Source organism: Deltaproteobacteria bacterium (assembly GCA_016874755.1).
Lineage (GTDB): Bacteria > Desulfobacterota > Binatia > UBA9968 > UBA9968 > DP-20.
Genome location: VGTH01000020.1, coordinates 50,821 through 76,269, shown reverse-complemented (window position 1 = coordinate 76,269; position 25,449 = coordinate 50,821). Strand labels below are relative to the sequence as shown.

Sequence of the window (25,449 nt, the reverse complement as noted above, 5' to 3'; positions counted from 1 at the left end):
CTGGAATCACACGACAACGTCTTATTGATTCGATATTCGTTCGCGAGCTGATGACAAGCAGGTTTATCGACGCGCTTTAGAAGACTCGCAGACTGTTTTCAAATCCGAAAAGGAGCCCGCAATAATGAAGACTTTGCTGAAAGAACATGTGCCGCACAACACCGGTTGGTCGGCGGAGATGAAAAAAGGCCAAGTCATTCGCATCATCGCCACCACCACGGTGGATTTCGTCTTCTTCAATCTGCACAACCTGATCGAGCGCTTCGACCAACCGCGCACCAAGGTTTACAACATGAAGCTGTTTATCAGCACCGGCGATAAATTGATGGGGCGCAACAACCAGCACATGATGACCATCACCTACGACGGCAACAAAACCGGCACGCATGATCTACAAAAAGGCATGTGCAGCGGTTATCGCTTTAAACTGGCGCAGCAGGAAAATCGTTTAGCGGAATACTATCCGCGCGAGATCAAGGAAATTCCCGATCATGGCTGCTACGAAAATTTATCTAGGGCCGTCGCCAAGTACGGCATCATTCCCGAAGACATCCCAAGCCCGTTCAATCTCAATCAGCACATGATCATCGACGGCAAGACCGGCAAGATGGAGCACACCCAAGTGCGGCGCCCGAAGGCAACTACATGGATCTCCGGGCCGAGATCGATTTGCTGGTCGCCTTGAGCGCCTGCCCTGACCTCGCCGTCGGCGGCAAGCCGGTCGACGTGATGATCTACGAGGAATAAAGTTGGAGTATTGGAGTATTGGAGTATTGGAGTATTGGAGTATTGGAGTATTGGAATCTTGGGCTCCACCCATCACTCCACCACTCCTGTGCTCCAATTCGATACTGCGTCCCGCTAGGCCTTAAAGGAGTCCCCCAATTTCCATCGTCATCGTCGCCATGCCCTATGGCTGCTTGAACTCACAAACGCTCTCGCAAGCATCCCGTATCGGCTTAGAGAAAGCCTTGGATTGGTGGCAGAAGTCGATGCAAACCTCCAAGCACAAGACCTATCTCGTCATCGCCGGCTACGACGACGACCGCGGTCAAGAGATTCAACTGCGCAAGGAGCTCGCCACCAACGCGCTGGAAGGGTCGGCGCTACTTACCAATCTCATCGAAATCAGCGCGAAGAATGAAGAGGCGCTGGCGCTCAAGATCTCGCGCGTGCGCGCGCTCCTGCCGGTGGAAAACATCACGGTCTTCACCGAGTCGCGCAACACGGTCAGCGTCAAGGCAATCTTCAAGCGCAAGTTCGGCAAGACTCTGCAGATTCGCAAATATAAAGCGCGCTTCGAATTCAACCATCAATGGATCACGACTTCCACGTCAGTCGCGTGGCGTACTCGCAATTGGCTGTTGCGAGTCTGGTTCGAGCTAAAAAAACGCTTGGGCCGCGGCATCCGCAAAAAGATCCGGTTTTTGTTCCGCTCGTGAGCGCAAGAATTGGAGAGGTGGAGTATTGGAGCGATGGGTTGACGGAACCGGATGCCATCGGATAAGACCGTGGTCGCTTAGAAGGTGGAGTTGGTGGCGCCCATCACTCCAACACTCCATGACTCCATCACGCCAATTCTTCTTCCTCGGAGGTTCCTATGGCAGAGAAATTTAACGTCGGCGGCGTCCTGCTCAACCAGCCGTTTAAGATTCGCCGGCTGGGGCATTTTGGCTTTAACCTCGTCAACATGGACGAAGGACGACGCTTCTACGTCGACCTCCTCGGCTTCAAGGTGTCCGACGTGATGGACTATTCAAAGCGCGCCAAAGACCCGTCGACGATGGTCGGCTTGGGCGACCCCAACGGTTACTTCACCCGCTACGGCACCGACCATCACGCCATGGTTTTGTTCCCCAAGCGAGTGCGCGACGCCCTGGGCCGCACCGAAGCCCCGGGGATCACGGTCAATCAAATCACCTGGCAGGTGGGCAGTTTGAGAGAAGTCGGCGACGCGATCAAATGGTTCAACGAGCGCGGCATCCGGCAGCAACGCTCCGGCCGCGACATGCCAGGCTCCAACTGGCACACCTACCTGTTCGATCCCGACGGCCAGAGCAACGAGCTTTACTACGGCATCGAGCAAATCGGCTGGACCGGTCACAGCAAACCACGCGCGATGTACGACCGCGGTTTTGACAAGCCGCCCGAGCTGCCGCAGATCGCCGAGTTCGACGAAGTGCAACAGGCGCAAGCCAAAGGCGTCGACATCTATTCCGGCTATCGCCACGTCGACGCGCTGCCTGCAACCTACGATGTCGACGGCATCTTGCTGCCGCGGCCGTTTAAAATCGTCCGCATGGGGCCGGTTTACTTGTTCACTGACGAGTTGGAAAAGACGCTATCTTTCTACCGCGACGGCATGGGCTTTACCGTCACCGAGGAAGCGACTTACCAAGGCGAGCGCTGCGTCTACCTGCGCTGCAACACCGAGCATCACGCGGTTGGCCTGCTGCCCATGAAGCTGCGCGACAAGCTCGGCTTTAGCAGCCATTCGAAGTTCACCGCACTCGGCCTGCAGCTCGCTAATTACGGGCAACTAAAAAACGCCATCGCTTTCTTCAAGCAGCACGGCGTCCAAGTGAGCGAGTCGATTCCCGCAGAATTGCACCCCGGCATCGAGTACTCGGCAACGATCCGCGACCCGGACGGTCATATGATTCAGCTCTACTATGCGATTGAACAGATCGGCTGGGACGGCAAAACCAAACCGCAAGCACAGCGCCGAGCGAAAAAGCTCGCCGACTGGCCGGAAAGCTTGGAGAACGACGCCAACGCCTACATGGGCGAGCCCTATCTAGGACCGTGGGGATGAATCGAAGGGTCCGTTTGATGCTGAAAATCCGAGAGGAGTCCTTCGACAAGCTCAGGACGAGCGGAATCCGAGTTGAAATTGTTCATGAAAATCCGTTCATGCTGCCTGTCGAAGCATTCCTAGGGTCGTAAACATACAGGAGCACTGCCATGGAAGAAAAAATTTATTTTCAATCCGACGGTCTGAAACTCGCAGGATTGGTCGATATGCCTGAAGATTACAAAGCCGGTGAGCGCCGCCCGGCGTTTATCATGCTGCACGGCTTCGGCGGCAACAAAGATGGCGAGGGGCAAAAGGTCGTCGGCAAACTGATGGCCAAATGGGGCTACGTTTCGCTGCGCGTCGATTTTCGCGGCTGCGGCGACAGCGAAGGCGAGCGCGGCCGGATTATTTGCCTCGATCAAGTGGCCGACACGCGCAATGCAATCTCCTACATGGCCACCAGACCCGAAGTCGACCCGCAGCGCATCGCGCTGATTGGCAGCAGCTTCGGCGCAGCCGTGGCAGTTTTCACCGGCGGCGCCGACAAGCGCGTCGCCGCGGTGATCTCCTGCGGCGGCTGGGGCGACGGCGAAAGAAAATTTCGCGGCCAACATCCGGGCGAAGAGAAATGGGCCAAGTTCACCAACATGCTCGCCGAAGGCAAGCGCGTACGCTGGCAGACCGGCAAGTCGCTGATGGTGCCGCGCTACGACATCGTGCCGATCCCGGAGAAACTTAGGAATCGCATGAGCCACGGCTCGATCATGGAGTTTCCGGCTGAAACAGCGCAGAGCATGAACGACTTCCGCGCCGACGACCAGGTCGGCAACATCGCGCCGCGGCCACTGCTCTTGCTCCACAGCGCCAACGACTCAGTGACGCCGACCTACGAATCGATCGAAATGTTCAAGAAAGCCGGCCAGCCCACCGAGCTGCACTTACTGTCAGACGTCGATCATTTCACGTTCAACGAACAAAACCCGCGGCTGACTAATATCGTGAAAGAATGGCTGGATAAATACTTCCCCGTGCGGAAACACTGACTGAAATGATCGGATCGGCAATCGAGCCCCGCTTGGCAGCGGGCTCCCGTCGAACTAAATCGCTCCTTGGCCAATCTCAAGAATAGCAGTGCGGCATTCAAAGGTAGCTTCAGCGAGCAAACCGACAATGGCCCCTTCTTCAAGCGACACCTCTGACATCCTCGCCACCGTCAAACGTTACTGGGGCTACGCCAAGCTGCGGCCGCTGCAGGAGCAGGCGATCCGCGCTGGGCTTGAGCAGCGCGATTCTTTGGTCGTTTTGCCCACCGGCGGCGGCAAGTCACTTTGCTACCAAGTCCCAGCGGCGCTGGCGGGGCGCACCGATATCGTCGTCTCACCGCTGATTTCGCTGATGAAAGATCAGGTCGACGGGCTGCGCGAATGCGGCTATCCGGCGGCGGCGCTGTACAGCGGCATGCCGGCCTATGCGCAGCAAGAAACCGAAGAACAGTTTGCCGCCGGCCGCTATCGTCTGCTTTTCGTTGCCCCTGAGCGTTTGCTAACGCCGCGCTTCTTGCAACTGGCTGAGCGCGTCAAGATTCGCGCCTTTGCCATCGATGAAGCCCACTGCATCAGCCACTGGGGCCATGATTTTCGCCCTGAGTATCGCCGGCTGGCGGAACTGAAAACGCGCTTCCCGCAGGCGAGCGTGCAGGCCTACACGGCGACAGCGACCGAGCGGGTGCGCGACGATATCGCGCAGCAGCTAAAACTGAAAAATCCGACTGTGTTGGTCGGTACCTTCGATCGCCCCAACCTGGCCTATCGCATCGTTCCGCGAATCGACGCCCGCCGCCAAGTACTGGAAATCTTACAGCGGCACAAAGGCGAAGCCGCCATCATCTATTGCATCAGCCGCAACGATACTGAATCGATGGCGGACTTTCTGCAGGCCAACAAAATTCGCGCCGCCCATTATCACGCCGGCATGGAAGCCGACGACCGCCGCCGCGCCCAGGACGAATTCGCCGCGGAGGCGCTCGATGTGGTGGCGGCCACTGTCGCCTTCGGCATGGGCATCGACCGTAGCGACGTGCGCTGCGTGATTCACGCGGCCATGCCGAAATCCATCGAGCATTACCAGCAGGAAACCGGCCGCGCCGGGCGCGACGGCTTGCCAGCCGAGTGCGTGCTGCTTTACTCGGCGGCGGACGTCTTACGTTGGGAGGGGCTCATCGAAAAGAGCGCATTGGACACCAAAGAACCGGCCGAAGTGATCGCCGCCTCGCGCCAACTGCTCGATCACATGCGCCGGCTGTGCAACGGCATCCAATGCCGCCACAAAATGCTGTCGGAATACTTTGGCCAGGACTACAACAAACCGAGCTGCGGCGCCTGCGACGTTTGCTTGAATGAAGTTGAAGGATTAGCCGACGCGACCGTCACCGCGCAAAAGATTCTCTCCTGCGTCTACCGCGCCGGCGAGCGCTTCGGCGCCGAACACGTCGTCGACGTCTTGCTCGGCGCCAACACCGAACGGGTGCGCCGCTGGAATCATGAAAAACTTTCGACCCACGGCCTCCTGAAGGGCACCGAGCGCAAGACCCTCACCAACATGATTTATCAACTGATCGACGCCGGCCTGCTCGAACGCAGCACCGACGAGCGGCCGGTGCTCAAACTCAATGCACTGTCTTGGGAAGTGATGCGCAGCCAGCGTCAGGTGCGCCTATTGCAGGCGAAAGAAAAGGTAACCAAGACTCGGGTCGATGAGCACTCGTGGGAGGGGGTCGACAGTGGCCTATTTGAGCACCTGCGCAACCTGCGCCGGGAAATCGCCAGCGAGCGCAACGTGCCGGCCTACGTGATCTTCAGCGACGCCACATTGCGCGACATGGCGCGGCTGCGTCCCAATTCCACGGCAGCAATGTTAGGGGTACGCGGCGTTGGCGACAAGAAACTCGCCGACCTAGGCGAGCGCTTTGTGAACGAAATCAAAAGATACTGTCAAAACGAAGGTCGCAAACTCGAAAGCGAACCCGCATCGCGCCGCTAACTTGGGCGAATCCCAACACTCCATCACCCCATTCTTCTCCCCTACGGCATCTCCTCCAACAACTTGCCGAACCCTTTGACTTTCTGACGCAGGTGCAAGCGCTTCTGCACCGACCAGACACGCGCTGGAACGGGATGGATGACAGGAACTTGCAGATCTTCTTCCAACATATGGATGACATCCAAGCAGCGCCAACCGGTGCCAAGCATATAGACCCCGTCGGCGTTTGGGTGTTTGAGAAAAGCCCGGCGCGTGTGGCCGTAGATTTCCGTCGAAGCCAGCCGGCCGACGTCGGCAAAGTCGACCTTCATGCCTTCCATCGCCAGCACTTCAAAGCCAGCGCTTTGAAAGTAGCGGGTGAACATATCGTTGATGCTGCCGACGAAATAAGTCACCCCGACAAATTTTTTCACGCCGAGCGCACGCAGCGCCTCGACCTGGGTCTGGGCCGCGGTGACAATCGGAATGTTAAATTCTTTCTCCCACTCTTTGGTGATCTTGGCCTCGCCATCGTAGCCGTGAATCATGAACGGCGGCGCGCCTTCGGGATGAATCAGATCGACGCCTTCCTCGGCCAGCTCGGCAACCTTGCCGTGCACGGCGTTCAACGCGGCGCCAAATTCTTCCTCGGTGCCGCGCTTGAAATTCAGATAAACCGGCACCACCCCGACCCCTTCGGGGATGAGGCGAATGAATTCTTCGAGCGATCCCGGACGATGGGTCGGTTTAACCACGCCCACCGTGCCGCGCCAACTCGTGAACACCATGTCCGCTCCTGGTTCGATTGAGGAAATCGCAAAGGCGCAAAGCTCGCCAAGTTCAGCGCGTTTTCATCGCGAACTTTGCGCGCTTTGCGCCTTTGCGCGAAATAATCTTTCTCCGACTCGGTCCTACTTGCCAAACAGCTGCGGGAACTTCGCTTTCATCTGCTTGCGATAATCGTCCGGCACTTCAACAACCTTGGGGAACTCACCGCGCAGCTTGCGATTGTACGGCTGGCAAGCGTCGATCAAAATGCGGTTGTTGAAGTTACCCGGCAGAAACATCGGATCGCGGCCCGACGACCAGGCCTTTTGCACCAGATCGATATCGGTGATCGGGTCGAAGCGCGTGCCCATCGCCCACAGCACCTGATCGATGTCCGAGCAATCGACGTCGTCGTCGACCACCACGGTCCACTTGCCGTTGTAAGCGCCGGCCATGCAGTTCGACGCCACGTGCAAAACGTTGCGCGCATGGCCCGGGTAGCGTTGGCGGATTTGAATCGCCGTAAAGCGCGTCGCCGGCGCCCCTTCGTGGTTCCACACGCCGAGAATTTCTGGTAGGCCACAGGCTTCCAACGCATTCCAGATTTCTGCCGCGCCAGCGATGCCCTTGAGCAAGCCGGTCTCATCCACCGGTTTGTGCTGCGGCGCGCAGGTGAGGATCGGATTGTTGCGATACATGACGGTCTTGACGTCCAAATAGGGCCGCGGCACAACGTCGTCGGAATAGTAACCCATCCACTCACCAAACGGCCCTTCCGGCTTGGCATTGCCAGGAACCGCCTCGCCTTCGATGACGATTTCAGCGTCGGCGGGAATCGGAAATCCGGTATAGGGCCCCTTCACCACTTCGACCGGCTCGCCGCGGATACCGCCAGCGAAATCGTACTCAGAAACGCCGCTCGGCAGCGGACTTGCCGACAACATGTAAAGCAACGGGTCTTGACCGCAGACAATCGCAAATTTGCAGCTCTGGCCGCGCTCGAAGTATTTATCGCGATGAATGCGGCCGTGTTTGCCTTCGGTAATTTGGCAGCCGATCGTCTTGCCGTCGTAAACCTCGCAGCGGTAGGCGCCGAAGTTGTACCACTCAGCGTCAGGGTCTTTGGTGATACACATGTCCGCGGTGCCGACATAGCGGTGCGTGTCGCGTTGGTGGTGGATCGGCACTGGCAGCTTCAACACATCGACCTTGTCGCCCTCCAAGACGTTCTCGAAGATCGGCCCGGTCTTGACCATCTTGGGCTTGATCAACTTCATGTCGGTCATCACATGGTGGTAGGCCTTCACAATGTCCGCTTTGCGCTCGTATTCGAGCGGTAGCCCCAGAGTCAGCGCCACCCTTTTGATCGTTGAGAACTGGCCGTAGAGCGTGCGATGGCCTTTCGGGTAGCCAGGCACTTCGTCAAAGACGATCGCCGGCGCGGTGCCGCGGGCGCTCTCGGTCAACATCTGGGTGATAGCGCCCATCTCACGGTCCCAATGCGCACCGTTGACGGTGAGCAGCTCGCCCATTTTTTCAACCTGTTCGATCCAGTCGCGCAACCCGCGATAGGTCACTGTGCTATGAGCGGTGCCAACCCGTTCCGGACGTGCCATGTATGCCTCCTGAAAAAATAGCTTTCGAAAGATCTCGTCACGATACGTGCCACCCCTATTTTTGTCAAGAAACTCAAGCGATTAGCTCTTGTTTTTCACCGTCATCCGATGTTATGTAGCGAGCGGTGGAGCGGTTGTTCCGAGCGCCTGGGGATGTTTGTAACATGAGGGTCTTATGACTAACAAGCCGCAATACGACCATGAGCTACGTGCCCTCGGTCAGGCACTGGAAGCGGAAGGCATTACAGTATTTGAAATGAAGAGCGAGGCCGGGAAGTATGTTGTCAGTGGCGCCCCGGAAAAGCCGACTTCGCTGTTAGCCAAGCTCAAACAACTGAAGAAAAAAGAAGGGGCACGCACCTTAAGCTTTATGGCTCAAGACCTGCTTCGGCTGCAATGGCAGGGGCAGCATCAGCGCAAAACCCCTAACACCCTACCCGACTTCTACAATCTATCGAACACGCTGCGCACCATCGGTGCCTACTTGGATGCGCAAAACGCCGAGCTGCTTGGTATCGAGAAGCGGCCGCTGTCACTCACGCTGCTTTACAAGAATGACGACGGCCACCCCCACGTCGAAGACCGCACCATCGCGTCATTTTACGAAATTTTCGTCGAACGCTACGGCCAGCGCCAGCGTAGCAGCAGCTACGGCAGCTAAGATGCTCATCTCACCACGAAGCGATTCACGTGCCGACGCGCGCCCATGAATCACGTGGTGAATATTTCCTCTCCGAGTTTTTGTGTCTTTTGCGCTTTTTGCGCTTAAATCTCTTATCCGATTCAGTTGCGGCTCCGCCCTCTTGGGTCAATTCGTTTTCTCGCTGAGCCGGCGGATCAACTCTTGATAAGATGAGTTGCGAATAATGCGGTCAAACTGCGACCGGTAATTTGCGATGATGCTGATGTCTTCCACCACCGCATCGTAGAGTTTCCAGCCGCTTTGGTTCTTCAAAAGCCGGTAGACCACCGACGACTTTTCACCCTTGGCGTCGACCACAAAAGATTCCACTTGCGCCAAATCCCGGTCGATGGTTTCACGGCCAAATACGACTCTTTCGCCGTTGTAAAGTTCCACCTTGTCGGTATAGACGCGCTCGACGAAATTGCGAAACAGTTTGATGAACTCTTCTTGTTCGGCCTTGCTTCGACCGGCCCAATGCTTGCCAAGGGTGCGGCGCGCCATCTCACCGTAATCGAACACAGGGTTCACGGTGTCTCGCAGCAGGTTGAGCTTTTCAGTCCTTTTTTCCTTCGCTTGCAGCCTGGGCTCCTGCAAGATTTCGAGCGCCTTGTCGACCGTGCTCTTCACCAGATCGAGCGGCTCGCCGGCATAAGCCGCCACCGACAATGCAAGTGCGAAGAGCCACAGACACGTAACAAGTAAAAACTGCCTCTTCATCGCCCAATGTCCCGATATCGCCACGATATAGTTCAGGCCCCTTTCTGTTTCAACGCCGCCAAAACCTTCTCCGCGGTGATCGGCAGGGAGGTGATGCGCACGCCCACCGCGTCCTCCACCGCGTTGGCGATGGCTGCCGCAGTGGGAATCAAGGCATGCTCGCCGATGCTCATGCTGTTGTACGGCCCGCTGCCAACGTTGGATTGAACGATTGCCGTGGTCAACTCGGGTACATCTTTTATGTTAGGGATCTTATATTCGCCCAGATTAGCGGTGACCACGCGGCCGTTCTCGTCGTTCAAGAACCCTTCCATGACGCCATAGCCGATCCCCATCACGGCGGCGCCGTCGATCTGCCCTTGATGCGTCAAGGTGTTGAGAATCGTGCCGGTGTTGTGCGCCGTGGTCAGCCGCCGCAGCGTCACCGCACCGGTTTCATCGTCAACTTCCACTTCCGCCACCTGCGCCACCAGCGACGACTCGGGGCCGTCGGACATGTTGGCATAATGCCCTTCGGCGACGATGGGCGCGCCATGGGCGCGCACGATATCGGCCAAACTCATGCGCTGTTCGCGGCGGCCGTGGATCACGCCGCCTTCGTAGACCATCAGTTCCTCCGGCCTTGCATTCATGGCCTGCGCTGCGGCCTGCAGCACCGCTTCACGCGCCTTGACCGCCGCTGCGTAGGCCGACGAGCCGTGCACGCGTGTGCTGCTGCTGCCACGCACGCCGGTGTCTTTGATGACTTTCGAAGTGTCCCAGGGCTCGACGCGGATATCTTCGAGGGACACTTTCAACTCCTGACCGACGATCTGGCGCATGATCGAATAGACGCCAGGCCCGGTGTCGATGACCGCCGATGACAACGTGACTCCACCCTGCTCATCGATTCGAACAAAGGAATAGGACTCGCCGCCCTTCGATACCCAGTTGCCGATGGCACAGCCGAGGCCGATGTTTTTATTTTTCGCCGCGCGCGCATGAGAAACTTCGAGCGCCTTGGCCAGGGTCTCCTCGGGGCGAATGTGATGAATATGCTCACCCAACGGCGCCGGCTCGCCGTCGCGCATAAAGTTCATACGGCGAAACTCGGCCGGGTCCATGCCGAGCTTGCGGGCGATCAGATCGCGCTGGCTTTCGCTGGCGAAAAAGCCCTGCACGTGGCCGGGCGCCCGCATGTAGCCCGCGGGCATTTTATTCGTATAAACGTATCTTTCCTCGACCAGACAGTTGGCAATACGGTATGGACCGGACGCATCGTGTGCGCCGACCAGGTAGCCTTGCGGCCGATAGGAGCTGTAAGCGCCGCTGTCAAATAACAATTCTATATGCTCGGCGATCATCAAACCGTTGCGCTTGACGCCGGTCCTCACTTTGATCAATGCCCCATGGCGCGGATTGCCCGCAATTAACTCCTCACTATAATCGAAGATCACTTTAACCGGCGCGCCGGCGCGCTTGGCAATCTCATAACACAACGCCACATCGTTCGAGTCGCCTTTGCCGCCAAAGTCGCCGCCGACGTAGCAGGGATGCACGACGATCTTCGCCGGCGCGATGTTCACGGCGTTGCCCACTTGATCGCGCAGCGCGTAGGGGCTTTTGGTCGACGCCCAAACTTCGAAGCCCTCTTGGTGAGCGCGCACTACGCAGGCATGCGGCTCGATGTAAGCTTGATGCACCGCCGGCACTTCGAAAGTATTCTCCACCACCAGATCGGATTGGCGAAAGCCTTCAACGACGTCGCCCTTCTTCCAAGTGAGTTGAACCACTGCATTGCTCGGCGTGTGGATTTTTTGCAGCAAACCCTTGTAGCTGCCTACTTCCGGATGTAGCAGCGGCGCCTTGGGCGCAAGCGCTGCCAGCACATCTGTCACAACCGGCAGCTCTTCATATTCGACATCGATGCAGTCGATCGCTTCCTCAGCGTGAGCTTCGCTGTCCGCCGCCACCGCGGCGACCTTCTCGCCGACGAAACGCACCACGTCATCCGCCAACAGCGGCATGTCGATGATCTTCTTGCCGATCTTGATGCCAGCTATTTCTTTTCCGGTGAGCACCACTTTAACGCCGGGCACCGCCTTCGCTCGACTGGTGTCGATGCGTTTGATGCGCGCGTGCGCCAACGGACTGCGCAGTAGCTTCACCCACAACATTCCCGGCAACGCGACGTCCACCGCGTAAACCGCCTTGCCGGCAACTTTCTCTTCGCCTTCCACCCGTGGACTGGGCACTCCTAAGATTGGTTTTTCTGCCATGATGCAACCTCGCGTTTCTCCGTGAATAACTATTCCTTGCGTGCGTTTAAAAAAATGTCCACAACTAATATTGTTTTTGCTTATTTTCTCCTCTGAACTATGATTTCTGGTAGTTACACTAAAAATAATTCTTCTCTGCAAGGGCAAAAAGGAGGACCCAAACGTGGATGATGTAAAGACCCAAATGGAAGGTGTGACGCGGGTATCCCAGCAGCTGGATGAGAAGTTCACCGCCGACGGCGGCGTCCAGAATCTGTTTGGTCTGAACCGCAAGATTCGCACCGCACTGGACCATATCACCATCGGTGATCTGGACGGCATGCTCAATGAAATCCATCGCGCCAAGGAAAACCTGACGCGGCTTCAAGAGAATGTCGTTGAGATCCGGGTGTTGAAAGAAGTATTGAACGCCGGCGCGGTGCGGCCATCGGCCCCGACCAGCGTGGCCAACGGCACCAACGGCACCAACGGCACCAACGGCACCAACGGCACCAACGGCATCAACGGCATCAACGGCATCAATGGCATCAATGGCATCAATGGCAGCAATGGCATCAATGGCATCAATGGCAGCAATGGCAGCAATGGCATCAATGGCAGCAATGGCAGCGTTCGATCCTAAGTTCACGCTACTTTAAAAGACAAACCTCCGCTCCTTCGCTCGTACAACTCCGTCTCTACGGTTTGACATTTTCTGGTTGAGATTTTTCGCTTCCGCTGAAGCGTCGATGGTTTACTTTTAAAAGTAGCTAACCAGCGATGAAGTAGCGGCGTCGGTTAAATTCGACAATGATTAAGTAGGCCTTTAAGCCAACTTGATCTGGCGGTGAGGTGTTGCCTGAGTTATACGGCAACGCCCTGGTGATTTTCGCCCGCTAGTCGGCGGCCGCCTGGGAATTTTGCAGCCGGCTTAACACCGCGCCGAGCGGGCCGGCTTCGACTGCGACGCCGTCAGCGTAAGCGATGGTCTGATTGGAAAATGGTGCGATTCGTGCGCCCGCCGAAAGAATGCCGACAAGGTTCAACGGGTCGGCAGCGGCGACAAGCGCAGGGGTTTGTGTTGCCGGCGCGCGTCGCTCGGCGCGGAGGCGGTCGACCGCGTCGGGCACGGCGAACTGTTCGCCGACGAAGCCGTTGACGAAGCGGCCGTCGCGGATTTCGCCGCGAGCTTCCAAGCGGCGATAGCATTGCAGCAGCTGGCGCCACGCTGGCGCGCCGCTTTCGCGCGCCAAAAGCTCGCGAAAAACCACGCCGTAGCGCAACAGCAGCTGGCGCGCCTGATGTTCAAGGATTTCTTCTTCGTTTGGCACGTGCGTTCCCGGCGCATCGCGCCAAAGCGACCAGCGCCCGACCGGCATGGCGCGCGCCGCGGCTTGGCCGCCGGCGATGATGCGCAGCCGCGAGCGCGGCGCCCGGCGCTGTTTCTCGGGCGTGAGCAGAACGCGCAGCCCGGCGATGCCGTCGCCGGTGGCAACCCCGCGGGCGACCAACTCCCATAGAGATTCCTCGGCTTTGACCTTGAGCAAGCCGGTGCGCCGCGCAATGTCGCTCAAAAACGACGCGCCGTGCTGTGCCAAATAGCGTGCAACCTGGCGCGCCATCGAGGACAGACCCGGCGTTTCTTCGGGCGCGACGGTGCGTGCCGGAAGAAAATAGTCGCGCTCCTCGCGCAGCAAGAAGGCAATCGGAGCGCTGCGCCCCGGCGCGCGCCGGCTACGGCGAACGGGCCGCCCCGGATCTTCTTCATCCCCAATGGGCAGTTCCGAGCGCAGCCGGCCCCAGGCCACCACGCCGGCTAAACAGAGATGTTCCAAGTCCGCCGGATCGTAGTTCTCCACCCGCGCCGGCAGCACATGCTGCTCCCACGCCGGCGCCGGCAATTCCAAGCCTTGCAACTGGCGGATCACTTGCAGCACCCCTTCGCGGCCGCGCGGCTTGGAGGAAGCCGTCACCTGCTGCCAGCGCAGCAAAAACTTCATGAATCCCGTCGGCGCAACCGGCTCGATCTCTTTACGCAGGCGGCCGACGGTCAGGCGGTGAATGCGCGCCAGCAAACCGCGCTCGCACCATTCCGTGCCATTGTCCGCTCCGGTGAAATTGCCGCGCAAAACCACGCCGGCGCTTTCCAGCTGCAGCATGGCGATTTCCACCTGCGCCGTGGTCAGACCAAGTTGGTGCGCCAAGCCGATGATGGTGCATGGGCCTGACACTTCGAGCCAGCCATGAACGATTTTTCTGATCGCCTCGTCGCTCTGAATGGCGGCGCTGGCCAGCTGCGGCGAGAGCATGAGTTTTGGCTGCGTCCGGGCGGCTGGTTCGATCGCTTCGAGCCAATGCAGCCGCTCAGCCGGAACATAGGCTGCAAAGGACGGCGCCGAATCGGCAAGTTCCCAGGTAGCCCGCGTCGCCCGCCCGCTGCGGACAAGCTGCTCCGCCCACTCCCCCCAGGCGCCGGCTTGCTGCGCCGGCAGCCAGCCGACGCCAAGGAGAAAATCATGCAGCTCATCGGCATTGCGCACATCGGGCCATGCCTGCTGGCGGACTTCTTCGATCGCGGCGCTATCCAATTGGCCGAACTCGCGATCGAGCCAAGGGTCGACGCGGCGCAAGGACACCGCCCGCGCGCGTCTTTCCTCCAGCGGCGCGTCGTCAAGGAAAGCGTACGGATTGGCGTTGAGAATTTCGTGGGCCATCGGCGACGGCACCGGCGTGTCGACGCAGACGGTGGCGATCGCGCCGCGCTCGATGCGCGCAATGATCTCGGTCAAGCCGTCACTGTCCATCGCTTCGTGCAAACAGTCGCCAACGGTTTCTTTCACCAAAGGATGATCGGGAATCTCGACGGGACCGACGCGATTGTCCTGGCACATCACTTGCTCGGGAAAAACCGCGGCGAGCAAATCTTCAGCGCGCATGCGCTGGATCGCCACCGGCACTTTTTTGCCGCCGTTGCTGCGCAAGAGCGCCAACGCGCGCGTGGTGTTCCAGCGCCAGCGGTTGGTAAACATCGGCGAGGGCAGCGCTGCTTGAATCAGATCGCGCTCGACGATCGCCGGCCGCAGCATGAGGAAGACGTCGCCCAGAGCAAAAGAATGCTGCTCAACTAAAGAAATATTAACCCCGTCATCGGTGGCCGCCGCCTGGAGCTCGCGGTCGAAGCTGACGCAAAAGCGCTTGCGCAGCGCCATGCCCCAGGCGCGGTTGATGCGCCCGCCCCACGGCGAATGAATGACCAGCTGCATGCCGCCGGCTTCGTCGAAAAAGCGCTCCGCAACAATCCGCTCCTGCGTCGGCACGGTGCCGAGCACCGCACAGGTCTCCTTGACGTAGCTCACCAACTGCTCGGCGGCGGCCGGCGCAATGCCGCATTGGTCGACCAGCCACTGCGCGGCCAGGTGCGGTTCGTGACGCCGGCCAGCGATTTCCTCGCGCAGCTCGGAAACCGCCTGTGACAGCTCCACTGTGCGCCCGGGCGCTTCGCCGAGCCAAAACGGAATGGTCGGCGGCAAGCCTTGGGCATCTTCGACCCAAACTTTGCCCGAGCCGACGCGGCGAATGCGCCAGGAACGGTTGCCCAAAAGAAAAATATCGCCGGCCAGACTTTCAATAGCGAAATCTTCATGCACGGTCCCGACAAATGTCTCATCGGGAAACTCAACGACATTGTAGTCGGCGACATCGGGAATCGCGCCGCCATTGGTGATGGCGATCAGCCGCGCGCCGCGCCGCGGCCGCAGCATGCCGTGCACCCGATCGCGATGGATATGCGCGCTCCTGCGGCTGCGCCGCGTTGAAATGCCTTCCGAAAGCATTTCCAACAGCTGCTCGAATTCTTCGCGTTTAAGATCGCGGTAGGGATAGGCGCGCCGCACCAGGCGCCAGAGCGCTTCTTCGGCGATGCCGCCGCTTTCGCCATCATCTTTTTTGCTCGTCACCGCGGCGCTCGCCACGGTGGCCACCATTTGCTGGGCGAGAATATCGAGCGGTTTCTCGCGCACCCAAAGACGATCGAGGGCGCCGGCGCGAATGGCGCGAATGCCGGCGGCGCATTCGACTAAATCGTCGCGCGTCAACGGGTAAAACAATCCTTTTGGCGTGGCGCCGCGCCAGTGGCCCGAGCGGCCGACACGCTGCAGCAAGACTCCGAGAGAGCGGGCCGAGCCGATCTGACAAACCAAATCGACGTGGCCGATATCGATGCCTAGCTCCAACGATGCAGTAGCCACGACGACCGGAAGCGCACCTGACTTCAATCGCTCTTCCACCGACAACCGCGTCTTGCGCGACAAACTGCCATGATGGGCGCCGACTTTATCCTCGCCCAAGCGCTCACTCAATTGGTGCGCCACCCGTTCGACCAAGCGCCGGGTGTTGACGAAAACCAGCGTCGTCCGATGCGCTTTGACCTGCGCGACCATCTTGTCGAAGATCTCCGCCCAGATTTCATGGCGCACGATGGGCCCAAGCTCTTGATCGGGCAGCTCGACCGACATTTCCATTTCGCGTTTGTGGCCGGTGTCGACGATGGTGCATTTTGGCGCGCCATTGGCATCGATGCGCTCGCTGCCGACCAACAGACGCGCGACCTCTTCAATAGGTTTTTGTGTCGCGCTGAGGCCAATGCGCTGCAACGGCTGTTCGGCTAGAGCATCGAGCCGCTCCAACGTCAGCGCCAAATGGGCGCCGCGCTTGTCTTGGGCGACCGCGTGGATTTCATCGACGATGACGGTCTCCGCAGTCTTAAGAAAGCGACGGCTTTTTTCGGCCGTAAGCAAAATGTAGAGCGATTCGGGGGTGGTGATCAAAATATGCGGCGGCTTTTTCACCATCGCCTGGCGCTCGTGCGCCGGCGTGTCGCCGGAGCGCACCGCCACGCGGAGGGTCGGCAGCAGCACGCCTTCCTTGCCGGCCAGCTCGTAGATTTCTTCGAGCGGCTGCTGCAAATTTTTGGCGATGTCATTGCCCAAGGCTTTGAGCGGCGAGACGTAGACGACGCTGGTGCGATCGTCGAGGGTGCCGTCGAGCGCGCGCTTGATCAGCCGATCCACCGACCAAAGAAAGGCCGCCAGGGTCTTACCGGAGCCGGTGGGCGCAGCGATGAGCGTCGACTTCCCGGCGGCGATCGAGCCCCAGCCCAACTCCTGAGGCGGCGTCGGATCTTTGAAGCGCTCGACAAACCAGCGTTCGACGAGGGGATGAAAATGCGTCAGCAACTGAGATTCCAATCGGAAAATTCAGCGTAAAAGGAAAACCCAAAGGGGTCAACAAACCCGGGAGTGATGATGGTTCCCGTGGTTAGGCACCTGGTGAAATTTCAGCAGGAAAGATTCACCACGAAGCACGCACGAAGAGCACCAAGGTCGGAAAGAAACACTCCTTCTCCGAACTTCGTGTGCTTCGTGCCTTCGTGGTGAAACATCTTTATGAGCTGAACGTCGACGTCACTTTCTGACGCCCGCCGTTTTCCGTGTACTCCTCTTCGTAGAAAAGCCCCAGCGCTTCGAGCACCGGCGCGTCTTGAATCGAGAACAGCACCGCATCTTCGCTCGCCGAGGTATTGGCGTGCTCATGCACGGCCCAGGGCGGCAGCACGACGATGTCGTTCTTGCGCCAGTTGAATTGCTTGCCATCGATGATCGTCATGCCCTGGCCCTGCACGACATGATAGACCGCGCTGCCGGTGTGGCGGTGCGCCTTGGTGTGTTCGCCGCCGCGCAGTAGCTGAATGCGGCAAGCCATGGTCGGCATCACTGACCCGCCGGTCTGCGGATGGCGATATTCCATCGCTACGCCGTCGAACGGACTGCCGGCTTCGCTGCGCAGCCCATCCAATGCCTGCCAAGTTTCTTTCCATGAGTAGAGCAGCAGCGGCGAGGCTTTCGATTTCTCCTTGACCCAAGTCGGATTGAGCGGCGCGTAGCCGTACATATTTTTCGAGGCATTAGCCGGCCGGCTCGCGGGCACTTGCGTTGCCGTGTAGAACTGAAAAAACATCGCTTCGACGTTGGCAATCAGCGGAATGTCGAGCCCGTCCATCCAGACGATCCGCTGCTTGGTTTCGTTGCCATGATCGTGCCACGACCAGCTCGGCGTGAGAATCAAATCGCCCGGCTCCATAAACACTTTCTCGCCATCCACCGCCGTATAGGCGCCACTGCCTTCGATGATAAACCGGATCGCCGTCGGCGTGTGGCGATGAGCGCGCGCCACCTCGCCGGGCAGCAAGACTTGCACCGCGGCGATCAAGTTATTGGTCGTCGCCCAGCGCCCGCTCAAACCGGGGTTGAACAGTTGCAGCGCGCGCCGCTCGTCGCCCACCGGCACGGCCTGGGTCGACTCCGTAACGATCGGCTCCAGCACCGACCACAGCCACATATGGGCACTCATCTTGGGCTGTGGCTGCGGCGTCATTTGACTCGCCAGCTCCCACAAGCCGTACATGTTGGCGGCGTGCATTTTCTTATGAAACGCTTCGCGAAGCGCGCTCGACTGATCTTCAGCTTTCATACTGCTTCTCCTTGGCCTTGTGACCTGTCGCTCCGTTCTAGGTAATACCTAGCCGCGCCCATCGTCAAGCAGGAGCCTGGCTCGCTGGTTGACTGAGCAAAGGACTACGAGCGGAGCAATAGAGTGACCTCTGAGCAACTGAATCTAGAGAGAATTAAACCGGAAAGCGTTAGGACAAGTCGGGCTTATAGCCATCCGGGCAAGTGTCCCCGACTAAAACTTTACGATTTTCAACTTCGCGCGTTTACGGTGCGCCATACGCGCCACTGCCTTCGCGGCCAGGGTGTCGGCAGCCGCTTCGGCATCTCTGATAATCGCTTCGATTCTTTCTGGTGCGATGCCGCGACGGATCAGCCCCTCGATAACCGGCTTCTTGCGCAGCGATTTGACCGCTTTCCGAATTTCGCCGGCGTCGGCCAACAGGTCTTTTGGCAGGCTCGTCATGCTGCGCTCTTTATCGGGTTTCGCTAGGTGGTGCAAACCACTGCCATTTCCCATCAACGCTGCTCAGCTAAAGTTGTGGCGTGGCACAAATCGCAAAATTTGATCTTCGAGCCAAACCCTTGACGTCGGTGGAACTTCTGCCCTACTGTGCGGCTCGACGCCGCGGAGGAACCATGAAACGAGTGATCGTGCTTGCGCTAGCGTTGCTGAGTATGCTGGCGGCGGGCGCCCACGCCCAGGAGCGCATGCGCATCGCCTGGGCCGGCGCAACGCCGACCAATGCGCCTATTTGGGTCGTCGAAGAGCGCAAGCTGCTCGCCAAGCATGGGCTCACCGGCGAAATTATCAGCATCAGCGCCAGCCCCATCGCCATGCAGGCGCTGATGTCGGGCGAGCTGGATGTAACGGTAACGTCGGTGACCAGCGTCGTGCCGACGCGCAGCGGCGGCGCCGACACGGTGATGATCCTTGGCATGGTGCCAAGCTTTCCAGACTATCTGGTCACGATCCCCAGCGTCACCACTATCGAGCAACTCAAAGGCAAGAGCGGCGGCGTCAATCGCTTGGGCAGCACCTCCGACCTCGGCATTCGGCTGGCGCTGAGAAAGCTCGGCATTGACCCCGACAAGGACGTAAAAATCTTTTCCATCGGCGCGGCGCCCGAGCGTTTCGCCGCGCTGTCGAAAGGCGTTATTCAATTCACGTCGATGGCCGAGCCGTTCACCCGCGAAGCGGAAAAACTTGGCTTCCGCACGCTGCAAAGCTTCATCGGCCTGAAGATTCCCTTTTGGTACAACGCCGTGCTGTCGCGCGAGGCCATCATCAAAGCGCGCCGCCCGGCGCTCTTGCGCCTCACCCGCGCCATGATGGAAGCGGTTCACTTCATCAAAACCCAAAAAGAACCCACCAAAGCGATCTTCGCCAAGAAGATGCGCATCACCGACAACGAAAGCCTGGAGCGTGCATATCGCGACTTCGCGCCCATGTATCCGGAAAACCTGGCGATCACACCAGACGGCGTGAAGACCTTGCTCGACGATTTGGCGCCAAAGAATCCCAAACTCGCCAACGCCGACCCGCGCAGTTTCCTCGACAACAGCCTGGTGCAGGAAGTGGAGGCGTCGGGGTTTTTAAGGCAACTTTATCAACGTTAGAGGAGCCGATATGAGAATCGTAGCCGCCGTGCTCTATTCGTCGATCTGGCTTTTCCCCGCGATGGTTCGCGCGCAGAATCTCGAACCGATTCACGTCGCGCTCACCACGCGCTCGTTTCAATACGTCATTTTTCCTCTGGCGCAGGAGCGCGGCTATCTCAAGGAAGAAGGCATCGACTTGCGTATCGTCATGATGCAGACCACGCCCGGTCTACAAGCACTGGTCTCAGGACAAATCCAGTTTTCCGGCGCCGGCAGTAGCGCGCTCGTCGCCATCGCCAAAGGCAACGCGCCGTTGAAGACCGTGCTGGCGGTCAACGACAAAGTGCATCAATGGATGGTCGGGCGCCCCGGCGTTACGACGATAAAAGACTTGAAAGGCAAAAAACTCGGCGTCACGGGGCTGGCCTCGGCGGCGGTTTTCATGTTTCGCCAGTTGGCGCCCAAACAGGGCGTCGACCCCAATAAGGATATCACCTACATCACCATGCCGACCGGCAATCGCCTGGCCATGCTCCAGTCCGGCGTCATCGACGCCATGATCGTCGGCAATGAGGACCGTTATCCGGCTCTCGACCAAGGCAATAAAGAAATTCTCTATTTCGGCAACGAGGTAAAGAATTCTTGGGGCACGGTGGCAACCTCCGATCGCTTTCTGAAGGAACAGCCCAAGCTGGCCGCCGGCTTCATGCGCGCGACATTGAAAGGGCTAAGAGTTCTGCGCCGCGACAAAGAAGCGGCGGTGGCCTCGTTCACGCGCTTCACCAAGCAGCCGCGCTCGATCGCCGCGCGCATGTACGACGACCTGATCAACACCTTTACCGCCAACGGCGCGGTCGACGAAGAAATCCAGCGCAACGATCTCGCTATCATTCAGCAGATTGCCGACGTCAAGGAACCGGTTCCACTGAGCCGAGCTTATGATTTTTCATTGGCATTGGAAGCTGATCAGCAGCTGACGCGTGCTAACTGGCGACCCTAGTCCTCGCTTCGCTCGGAATTTCAAATTGCCAATTTTAGATTTCAGATTATGATTGCGGCGATTATAAGGAGTTTGTTCATGGTCTGTAACGTACTTCTATTATTTGTTTTCTTCGCACTCAGCCCACGCGTGGCCGCTGCTCTCGATACGGTCACTGCGGCACTCACCTCAAAGGCTTTTCAATATGTCCCGCTGGCCATCGCCCAGGAGCGCGGCTACATGAAAGAAGAAGGGTTGGAGCTGAAATTAACCTACATGCAAAACGCCCCGGGGCTGCAGGCATTGATCGTCAACGCCGTGCAGTTTTCCGGCTCGGGCAGCAGCGCGCTGGTGGCGATTTCCAAAGGCAACGCGCCGCTGCGCACCATTCTCGCCTTCAACGATCAAGTGCTGCAGTGGATCGTGGCGCGGCCCAACATCAAGACTTTGCGCGACCTGAGCGGCAAGAAAGTCGCCACCACCGGGGTCGCCTCCATTGCGGCTTTCATGTTTCGCGACATTCTGACCAAGAACAACATTCCTAAAGACATCGTGCTCATCGATCCCGGTCCGGTAAACCGTCTGCCATCGCTCCTCTCTGGCGCGGTCGACGCCGCCATCGTCAGCCCCGAGGAGCGCTACGCCGCTTTGGATCAAGGCATGCGCGATCTGCTATTTGTCGGCAAAGCCGTCAAAAACTCCTGGGGCACCTTCGCCACCTCGGAGAAATTCTTGAAGGAACAGCCCAAGCAGCTCGCCGGCTTCGTCCGCGCGGTGGTCAAAGGCTTGCGCGTCGCCCGCACCGAGCGCGAAGCGACCATCGCCGCTATCACCAAATTCAGCGAGCTCGACAGGGTTCTCGCCACGCGCATGTACGACGACCTGGTGGGAACTTTCACTAAAGCGGGCTACGTCGACGAGCAGACGCAGAAGAACGATCTCGCGATCGTCGCCCAGGTTGCGGAAGTCAATCACATCGTGCCGCCACAGCGCGCTTACGATTTCAGTTTTGCGATTCAGGCTGAGCAGCAACTGAACAAGCAAGGCTGGAAACCGTAGCACATTTCGTTTGACAGCTTTTGTCGGCAGCCCGTAAACTTCGAGTTGCAGCAAATCTCAACTTGGAGGAGTTGTCATGGCGAAAGGAATCTCAATCCACATCGGTTTGAATCACGTCGACCCCAAACACTATCAAGGCTGGGATGGCGCTCTGAACGCGTGCATCGCCCATGCCAAGGACATGCGCGCGCTGGCGATCAAGAAGGGCTTCACCGGCAACACACTGCTGACGGAAGGCCAAGCCACTGCCGCGGCGGTGACGGCGGTCATCCAAGACGCGGCAAAAAAACTCAGCAAGGGCGACATGCTCTTTCTCACCTATTCGGGCCACGGCGGCCAGGTGCGCGACACCAACAGCGACGAGAAAGACAACGATCGCATGGATGAAACCTGGGTGCTGTACAACCGGCAGTTGGTCGACGACGAGCTGCATAATCTTTGGGCCAAGTTCAAAGTCGGCGTGCGCATCCTCGTGCTATCCGATAGCTGCCACAGCGGCACGGTAACCAGAAACATTCCGATGTTCATGGGTCGTGGGGCGAAGCCTCGAGCCATGCCGCGTCCGATCGGCATAAAAGTTGAGAGGGCCAACACCGCGCTCTACCGCGACATTCAGAAGAACAACCGCGGCACCGAGAATGTGAAGGTCGGCGCGAGCGTCTTATTGATCTCCGGCTGCCAAGACAATCAAACGTCGATGGACGGCGAAAAAAATGGCGCCTTCACCGGCACCCTCAAGAAAGTATGGAACGGCGGCAAGTTCACCGGCGACTATCGCAAGTTCCGCGATAAAATCGTCTCGCTGCTGCCAGCCACGCAAACGCCCAATTATTATTTTGTCGGCGCCGCCAACAGCGCCTTCGAAAAGCAGAAACCGTTCACGATCTAACGCTGCCGGTTGGCCGGCGAATTCCAATCTAGCCTGATCAAGGCGCCCGGCGCCTTGACTAGCGTCCGCTCCTGGTGGAGAATCCGAAACGCGCGCCTTGGCGGATTGTCCCCCAGGAAGTAAAAGACAACGCGAAGAAAATCGCGGCTTACTGGAAGACCTTGTGCGAGAAATATCCGCTGGCGCAGGAGCAAGTGAGGAAGTCTGCGTAGCTCAGGCGATCAGACGGATTAGACCGATCAGTCAAATCTCAGAGAGGAAACTAAAATGAGCGAACAAAAAATTATCGATGGCGATGGTCATGTCGTCGAAGACATCACCTCCATCGTCAAGTACATGCCACAGGACTACGTCGCGCGCAGCTTCTCCGAAGCACGCGGCAAAAACCCGTTTCCACCCATCGACCATTTGCACTCGGCCAACCGCCACATCACCCCTCCCGGCGCCTTCGCCAACGTTGGCCGTGAAGGTTGGGAGTTGTTTCTCGAAGACGTTGGCATCGGCACCACCGTGCTCTACACCAGCGCTGGGTTAGCGTTTGGCAAGATCGTCAGCCGCGACTGGGCCATCGAGTTGGCGCGCGCCTACAACAACTGGATGTACGACACCTATGTATCCAAGAGCCCGAAGTTCAAGGCGATGGGCCTGATCCCGCTGCAAGAACCGGCTGAAGCAGTGATCGAGCTGCGCCGCATGGTGCGTGACTTGGGATTCAGCGGCGCCATGCTGCCGTCCATGGGCGTCAACATGCCGCATCTCGGTTCGGAGAAATATTGGCCGATCTACGGCGAAGCGGAGCGGCTCGGCTGTGCCATCGCCATCCACGGTGGCGCGCATGAGAATTTGCTCATGGACGATATGAGCCCCTACGCCGTGCCCAACGCGCTCGGCCATCCAATGAGCCAGATGATCCAGTTTGCGGGTATTATTTTTAACGGCGTCTTCGACAAGTTCCCCGGCCTGCGCATCGGCTTCATGGAAGCCGGCACGGCGTGGCTGCTCACCTGCATGGAGCGCTTCAACGGCTCGTGGGACAGCCACGTGCAACACGACCCGCGCGGCCGCTTTCTGCAACTGAAAAAAGGCGAGAAACTGAAAGACTACATCAACCGCCACATCGACGAGGGCCGCATCTTCGTCGGCTGCGAAGGCGAAGAGCTGACGATTACCGAGGCAGTGAGCATCACCGGCAACAAACCCTATCTGTTCTCGTCGGACTATCCGCACGAAGTCGACGCAGCCACTTGCAAACATGAGCTGCAAGAGCTGCGCGAGAATCGTAATTTGAAGCAGGAAGACAAGGACGCTATTCTGTTCAACAACGCGAAGAGATTTTATCAGTTGGCGAATTAAATGATCTTGACCGATCGGTCGGATCCGTCGGATCGGTCCGATCAAGAGGGAAATCCCATGAGCAACAAAAAGCACAAAATCATCGACGGCGACGGCCATGTGGTCGAATCGCACACCGACATCGCGGCACGCATGCCGCAAATCTACCGCGAGCGCTTCGGTTCGGCGCGCGGGCCGTATCCACCCAACGATCATCTGCATGCCGCCAACGCGCACACATTGCCCGAAGGAGCGTTCGCCAAAGTTGGCCGCGAAGGTTGGGTCGACTTTATGGAAGACGTCGGCCTGACCAGCGCCGTGCTCTATCCGACCAACGGTTTGTCCTTTGGCCGCGTAGTGAGTCTAGACTGGGCGATCGAACTAGCCAAAGCCTACAACGACTGGATGCATGACGAGTATCTAAGCAAGAGCTCACGCTTTCAGGCGCTGAGTTTGATTCCCTTGCAGGAGCCAGCCGAAGCCGTGAAAGAACTTCGCCGCAGCGTCAAAGAACTGGGGTTCTGCGGCGCCATGCTGCCCAGCACCGGTGTCTACGGCGCGCAGAATCATCTCGGCGACGACAAGTACTGGCCAATCTACGAAGAGGCCAATCGCCTCAAATGCTGCATCGGCATTCACGGCGGCGTGCATGACAACATGGGATTGGACGACATGACGCCCTACGCACCGGTGAACGCGCTGGGCCATCCGTTCGGCCAGGGTGTCAACTTCGGCGGCATCCTGTTCAACGGCGTCTTCGACAAATTTCCCAACGTCCGCTTCGGCTTCATGGAAGCCGGCTGCGGCTGGTTCGTCGGCTGCGTCGAGCGTTTCGAGCGCGCCTGGTTCAGCCACGTACAGTACGACCCGCGCGGCCGTTTCATCAAGCTGCGCGAAAAAGAATCGATCATGGATTATGTGAAGCGCCAGATCGAAGAAGACCGCATCTTCGTCGGCGTCGAAGGCGATGAGCTAACACTCCCCTTCGCCATCAGCGTGTTTGGCAACAAGCCCTTCGTCTTCTCGTCGGATTTTCCGCACGAGGTCAATAACGAAACCTGCAAAGAAGAACTTGAAGAATTGGACGAAAACAAACGGTTAACCAAAGAAGACAAAGACGGCGTGCGCTATAGAAACGCCGAGCGATTCTACGGACTACCGACGAATTAGGAATATTTAACCGCAAGGAACGCAGAGAACGCAAAGAAAAAATTGTAAGGGCGGGTCTAAGACCCGCCCTTTTT

At 58.5% G+C, this 25,449-nt stretch carries 19 protein-coding genes; 12 read left to right on the top strand and 7 right to left on the bottom strand.

Annotation, left to right across the window (positions count from 1 at the left end; all coding sequences use genetic code 11):
- The first annotated feature begins 124 nt into the window (after positions 1 to 124).
- The 5 genes from FJ145_13795 (at position 125) to recQ (ending at position 5,836) form a co-directional block, all read left to right on the top strand.
- The gene (locus FJ145_13795) at positions 125 to 685 is read left to right on the top strand and encodes an urea carboxylase-associated family protein (GenBank protein MBM4262488.1); all 561 of its coding nucleotides are present in this window, start codon (positions 125 to 127) and stop codon (positions 683 to 685) included.
- 307 nt (positions 686 to 992) lie between these two features.
- Positions 993 to 1,442, top strand: coding sequence for a hypothetical protein (locus tag FJ145_13790; protein ID MBM4262487.1), 450 nt, complete (start codon positions 993 to 995; stop codon positions 1,440 to 1,442).
- Between the two features lie 158 nt (positions 1,443 to 1,600).
- Positions 1,601 to 2,815, top strand: coding sequence for an extradiol dioxygenase (locus tag FJ145_13785; GenBank protein ID MBM4262486.1), 1,215 nt, complete (start codon positions 1,601 to 1,603; stop codon positions 2,813 to 2,815).
- A 149-nt stretch (positions 2,816 to 2,964) separates the two neighbouring features.
- Positions 2,965 to 3,840 (top strand): alpha/beta hydrolase, encoded by an 876-nt coding sequence (locus FJ145_13780; GenBank protein ID MBM4262485.1) that lies wholly within the window; start codon positions 2,965 to 2,967, stop codon positions 3,838 to 3,840.
- Between the two features lie 127 nt (positions 3,841 to 3,967).
- A complete protein-coding gene (gene recQ, locus FJ145_13775) occupies positions 3,968 to 5,836 on the top strand; it encodes a DNA helicase RecQ (GenBank protein MBM4262484.1) in 1,869 nt (622 codons plus the stop codon).
- A 41-nt stretch (positions 5,837 to 5,877) separates the two neighbouring features.
- Here recQ and FJ145_13770 read toward each other — a convergent pair whose 3' ends face one another.
- Both FJ145_13770 and FJ145_13765 read right to left on the bottom strand, forming a co-directional pair.
- Positions 5,878 to 6,603: a hypothetical protein gene (locus tag FJ145_13770; GenBank protein ID MBM4262483.1), complete on the bottom strand. Its 726-nt coding sequence runs from the start codon at positions 6,601 to 6,603 to the stop codon at positions 5,878 to 5,880.
- Positions 6,604 to 6,726: 123 nt separating this feature from the next.
- Positions 6,727 to 8,199 carry a UbiD family decarboxylase gene (locus FJ145_13765; GenBank protein ID MBM4262482.1) on the bottom strand — a complete coding sequence of 491 codons (1,473 nt, stop codon included), beginning with the start codon at positions 8,197 to 8,199 and terminating at the stop codon, positions 6,727 to 6,729.
- Positions 8,200 to 8,374: 175 nt separating this feature from the next.
- Here FJ145_13765 and FJ145_13760 point away from each other — a divergent pair, with 175 nt between their 5' ends.
- Positions 8,375 to 8,860 (top strand): hypothetical protein, encoded by a 486-nt coding sequence (locus tag FJ145_13760; GenBank protein ID MBM4262481.1) that lies wholly within the window; start codon positions 8,375 to 8,377, stop codon positions 8,858 to 8,860.
- A gap of 147 nt (positions 8,861 to 9,007) precedes the next feature.
- Here the strand turns inward: FJ145_13760 and FJ145_13755 are convergent, their stop codons facing one another.
- The 5 genes from FJ145_13755 to FJ145_13735 all read right to left on the bottom strand — a co-directional run bounded on the left by FJ145_13755 (position 9,008) and on the right by FJ145_13735 (position 18,810).
- Positions 9,008 to 9,601, bottom strand: a complete 594-nt coding sequence (locus FJ145_13755; protein MBM4262480.1) for an ABC transporter substrate-binding protein — start codon at positions 9,599 to 9,601, stop codon at positions 9,008 to 9,010.
- Positions 9,602 to 9,633: 32 nt separating this feature from the next.
- Positions 9,634 to 12,180, bottom strand: coding sequence for a xanthine dehydrogenase family protein molybdopterin-binding subunit (locus tag FJ145_13750; GenBank protein ID MBM4262479.1), 2,547 nt, complete (start codon positions 12,178 to 12,180; stop codon positions 9,634 to 9,636).
- Positions 12,181 to 12,734: 554 nt separating this feature from the next.
- Positions 12,735 to 17,093, bottom strand: a complete 4,359-nt coding sequence (locus tag FJ145_13745) for a DEAD/DEAH box helicase (GenBank protein MBM4262478.1) — start codon at positions 17,091 to 17,093, stop codon at positions 12,735 to 12,737.
- Between the two features lie 187 nt (positions 17,094 to 17,280).
- Positions 17,281 to 18,366 carry a cupin domain-containing protein gene (locus FJ145_13740; GenBank protein MBM4262477.1) on the bottom strand — a complete coding sequence of 362 codons (1,086 nt, stop codon included), beginning with the start codon at positions 18,364 to 18,366 and terminating at the stop codon, positions 17,281 to 17,283.
- A gap of 213 nt (positions 18,367 to 18,579) precedes the next feature.
- The gene (locus tag FJ145_13735; protein ID MBM4262476.1) at positions 18,580 to 18,810 is read right to left on the bottom strand and encodes a hypothetical protein; all 231 of its coding nucleotides are present in this window, start codon (positions 18,808 to 18,810) and stop codon (positions 18,580 to 18,582) included.
- A 173-nt stretch (positions 18,811 to 18,983) separates the two neighbouring features.
- Between FJ145_13735 and FJ145_13730 the strand changes: the two genes are divergently transcribed.
- The 6 genes from FJ145_13730 (at position 18,984) to FJ145_13705 (ending at position 25,375) form a co-directional block, all read left to right on the top strand.
- Positions 18,984 to 19,964 carry an ABC transporter substrate-binding protein gene (locus tag FJ145_13730; GenBank protein ID MBM4262475.1) on the top strand — a complete coding sequence of 327 codons (981 nt, stop codon included), beginning with the start codon at positions 18,984 to 18,986 and terminating at the stop codon, positions 19,962 to 19,964.
- Positions 19,965 to 19,974: 10 nt separating this feature from the next.
- Positions 19,975 to 20,946 carry an ABC transporter substrate-binding protein gene (locus tag FJ145_13725; GenBank protein ID MBM4262474.1) on the top strand — a complete coding sequence of 324 codons (972 nt, stop codon included), beginning with the start codon at positions 19,975 to 19,977 and terminating at the stop codon, positions 20,944 to 20,946.
- Between the two features lie 48 nt (positions 20,947 to 20,994).
- Positions 20,995 to 21,984 carry an ABC transporter substrate-binding protein gene (locus tag FJ145_13720; protein MBM4262473.1) on the top strand — a complete coding sequence of 330 codons (990 nt, stop codon included), beginning with the start codon at positions 20,995 to 20,997 and terminating at the stop codon, positions 21,982 to 21,984.
- Positions 21,985 to 22,060: 76 nt separating this feature from the next.
- Positions 22,061 to 22,873 (top strand): caspase family protein, encoded by an 813-nt coding sequence (locus tag FJ145_13715; protein MBM4262472.1) that lies wholly within the window; start codon positions 22,061 to 22,063, stop codon positions 22,871 to 22,873.
- Positions 22,874 to 23,140: 267 nt separating this feature from the next.
- Positions 23,141 to 24,226, top strand: a complete 1,086-nt coding sequence (locus FJ145_13710) for a hypothetical protein (GenBank protein MBM4262471.1) — start codon at positions 23,141 to 23,143, stop codon at positions 24,224 to 24,226.
- Positions 24,227 to 25,375 carry an amidohydrolase gene (locus FJ145_13705; protein MBM4262470.1) on the top strand — a complete coding sequence of 383 codons (1,149 nt, stop codon included), beginning with the start codon at positions 24,227 to 24,229 and terminating at the stop codon, positions 25,373 to 25,375.
- Positions 25,376 to 25,449 lie beyond the last annotated feature (74 nt).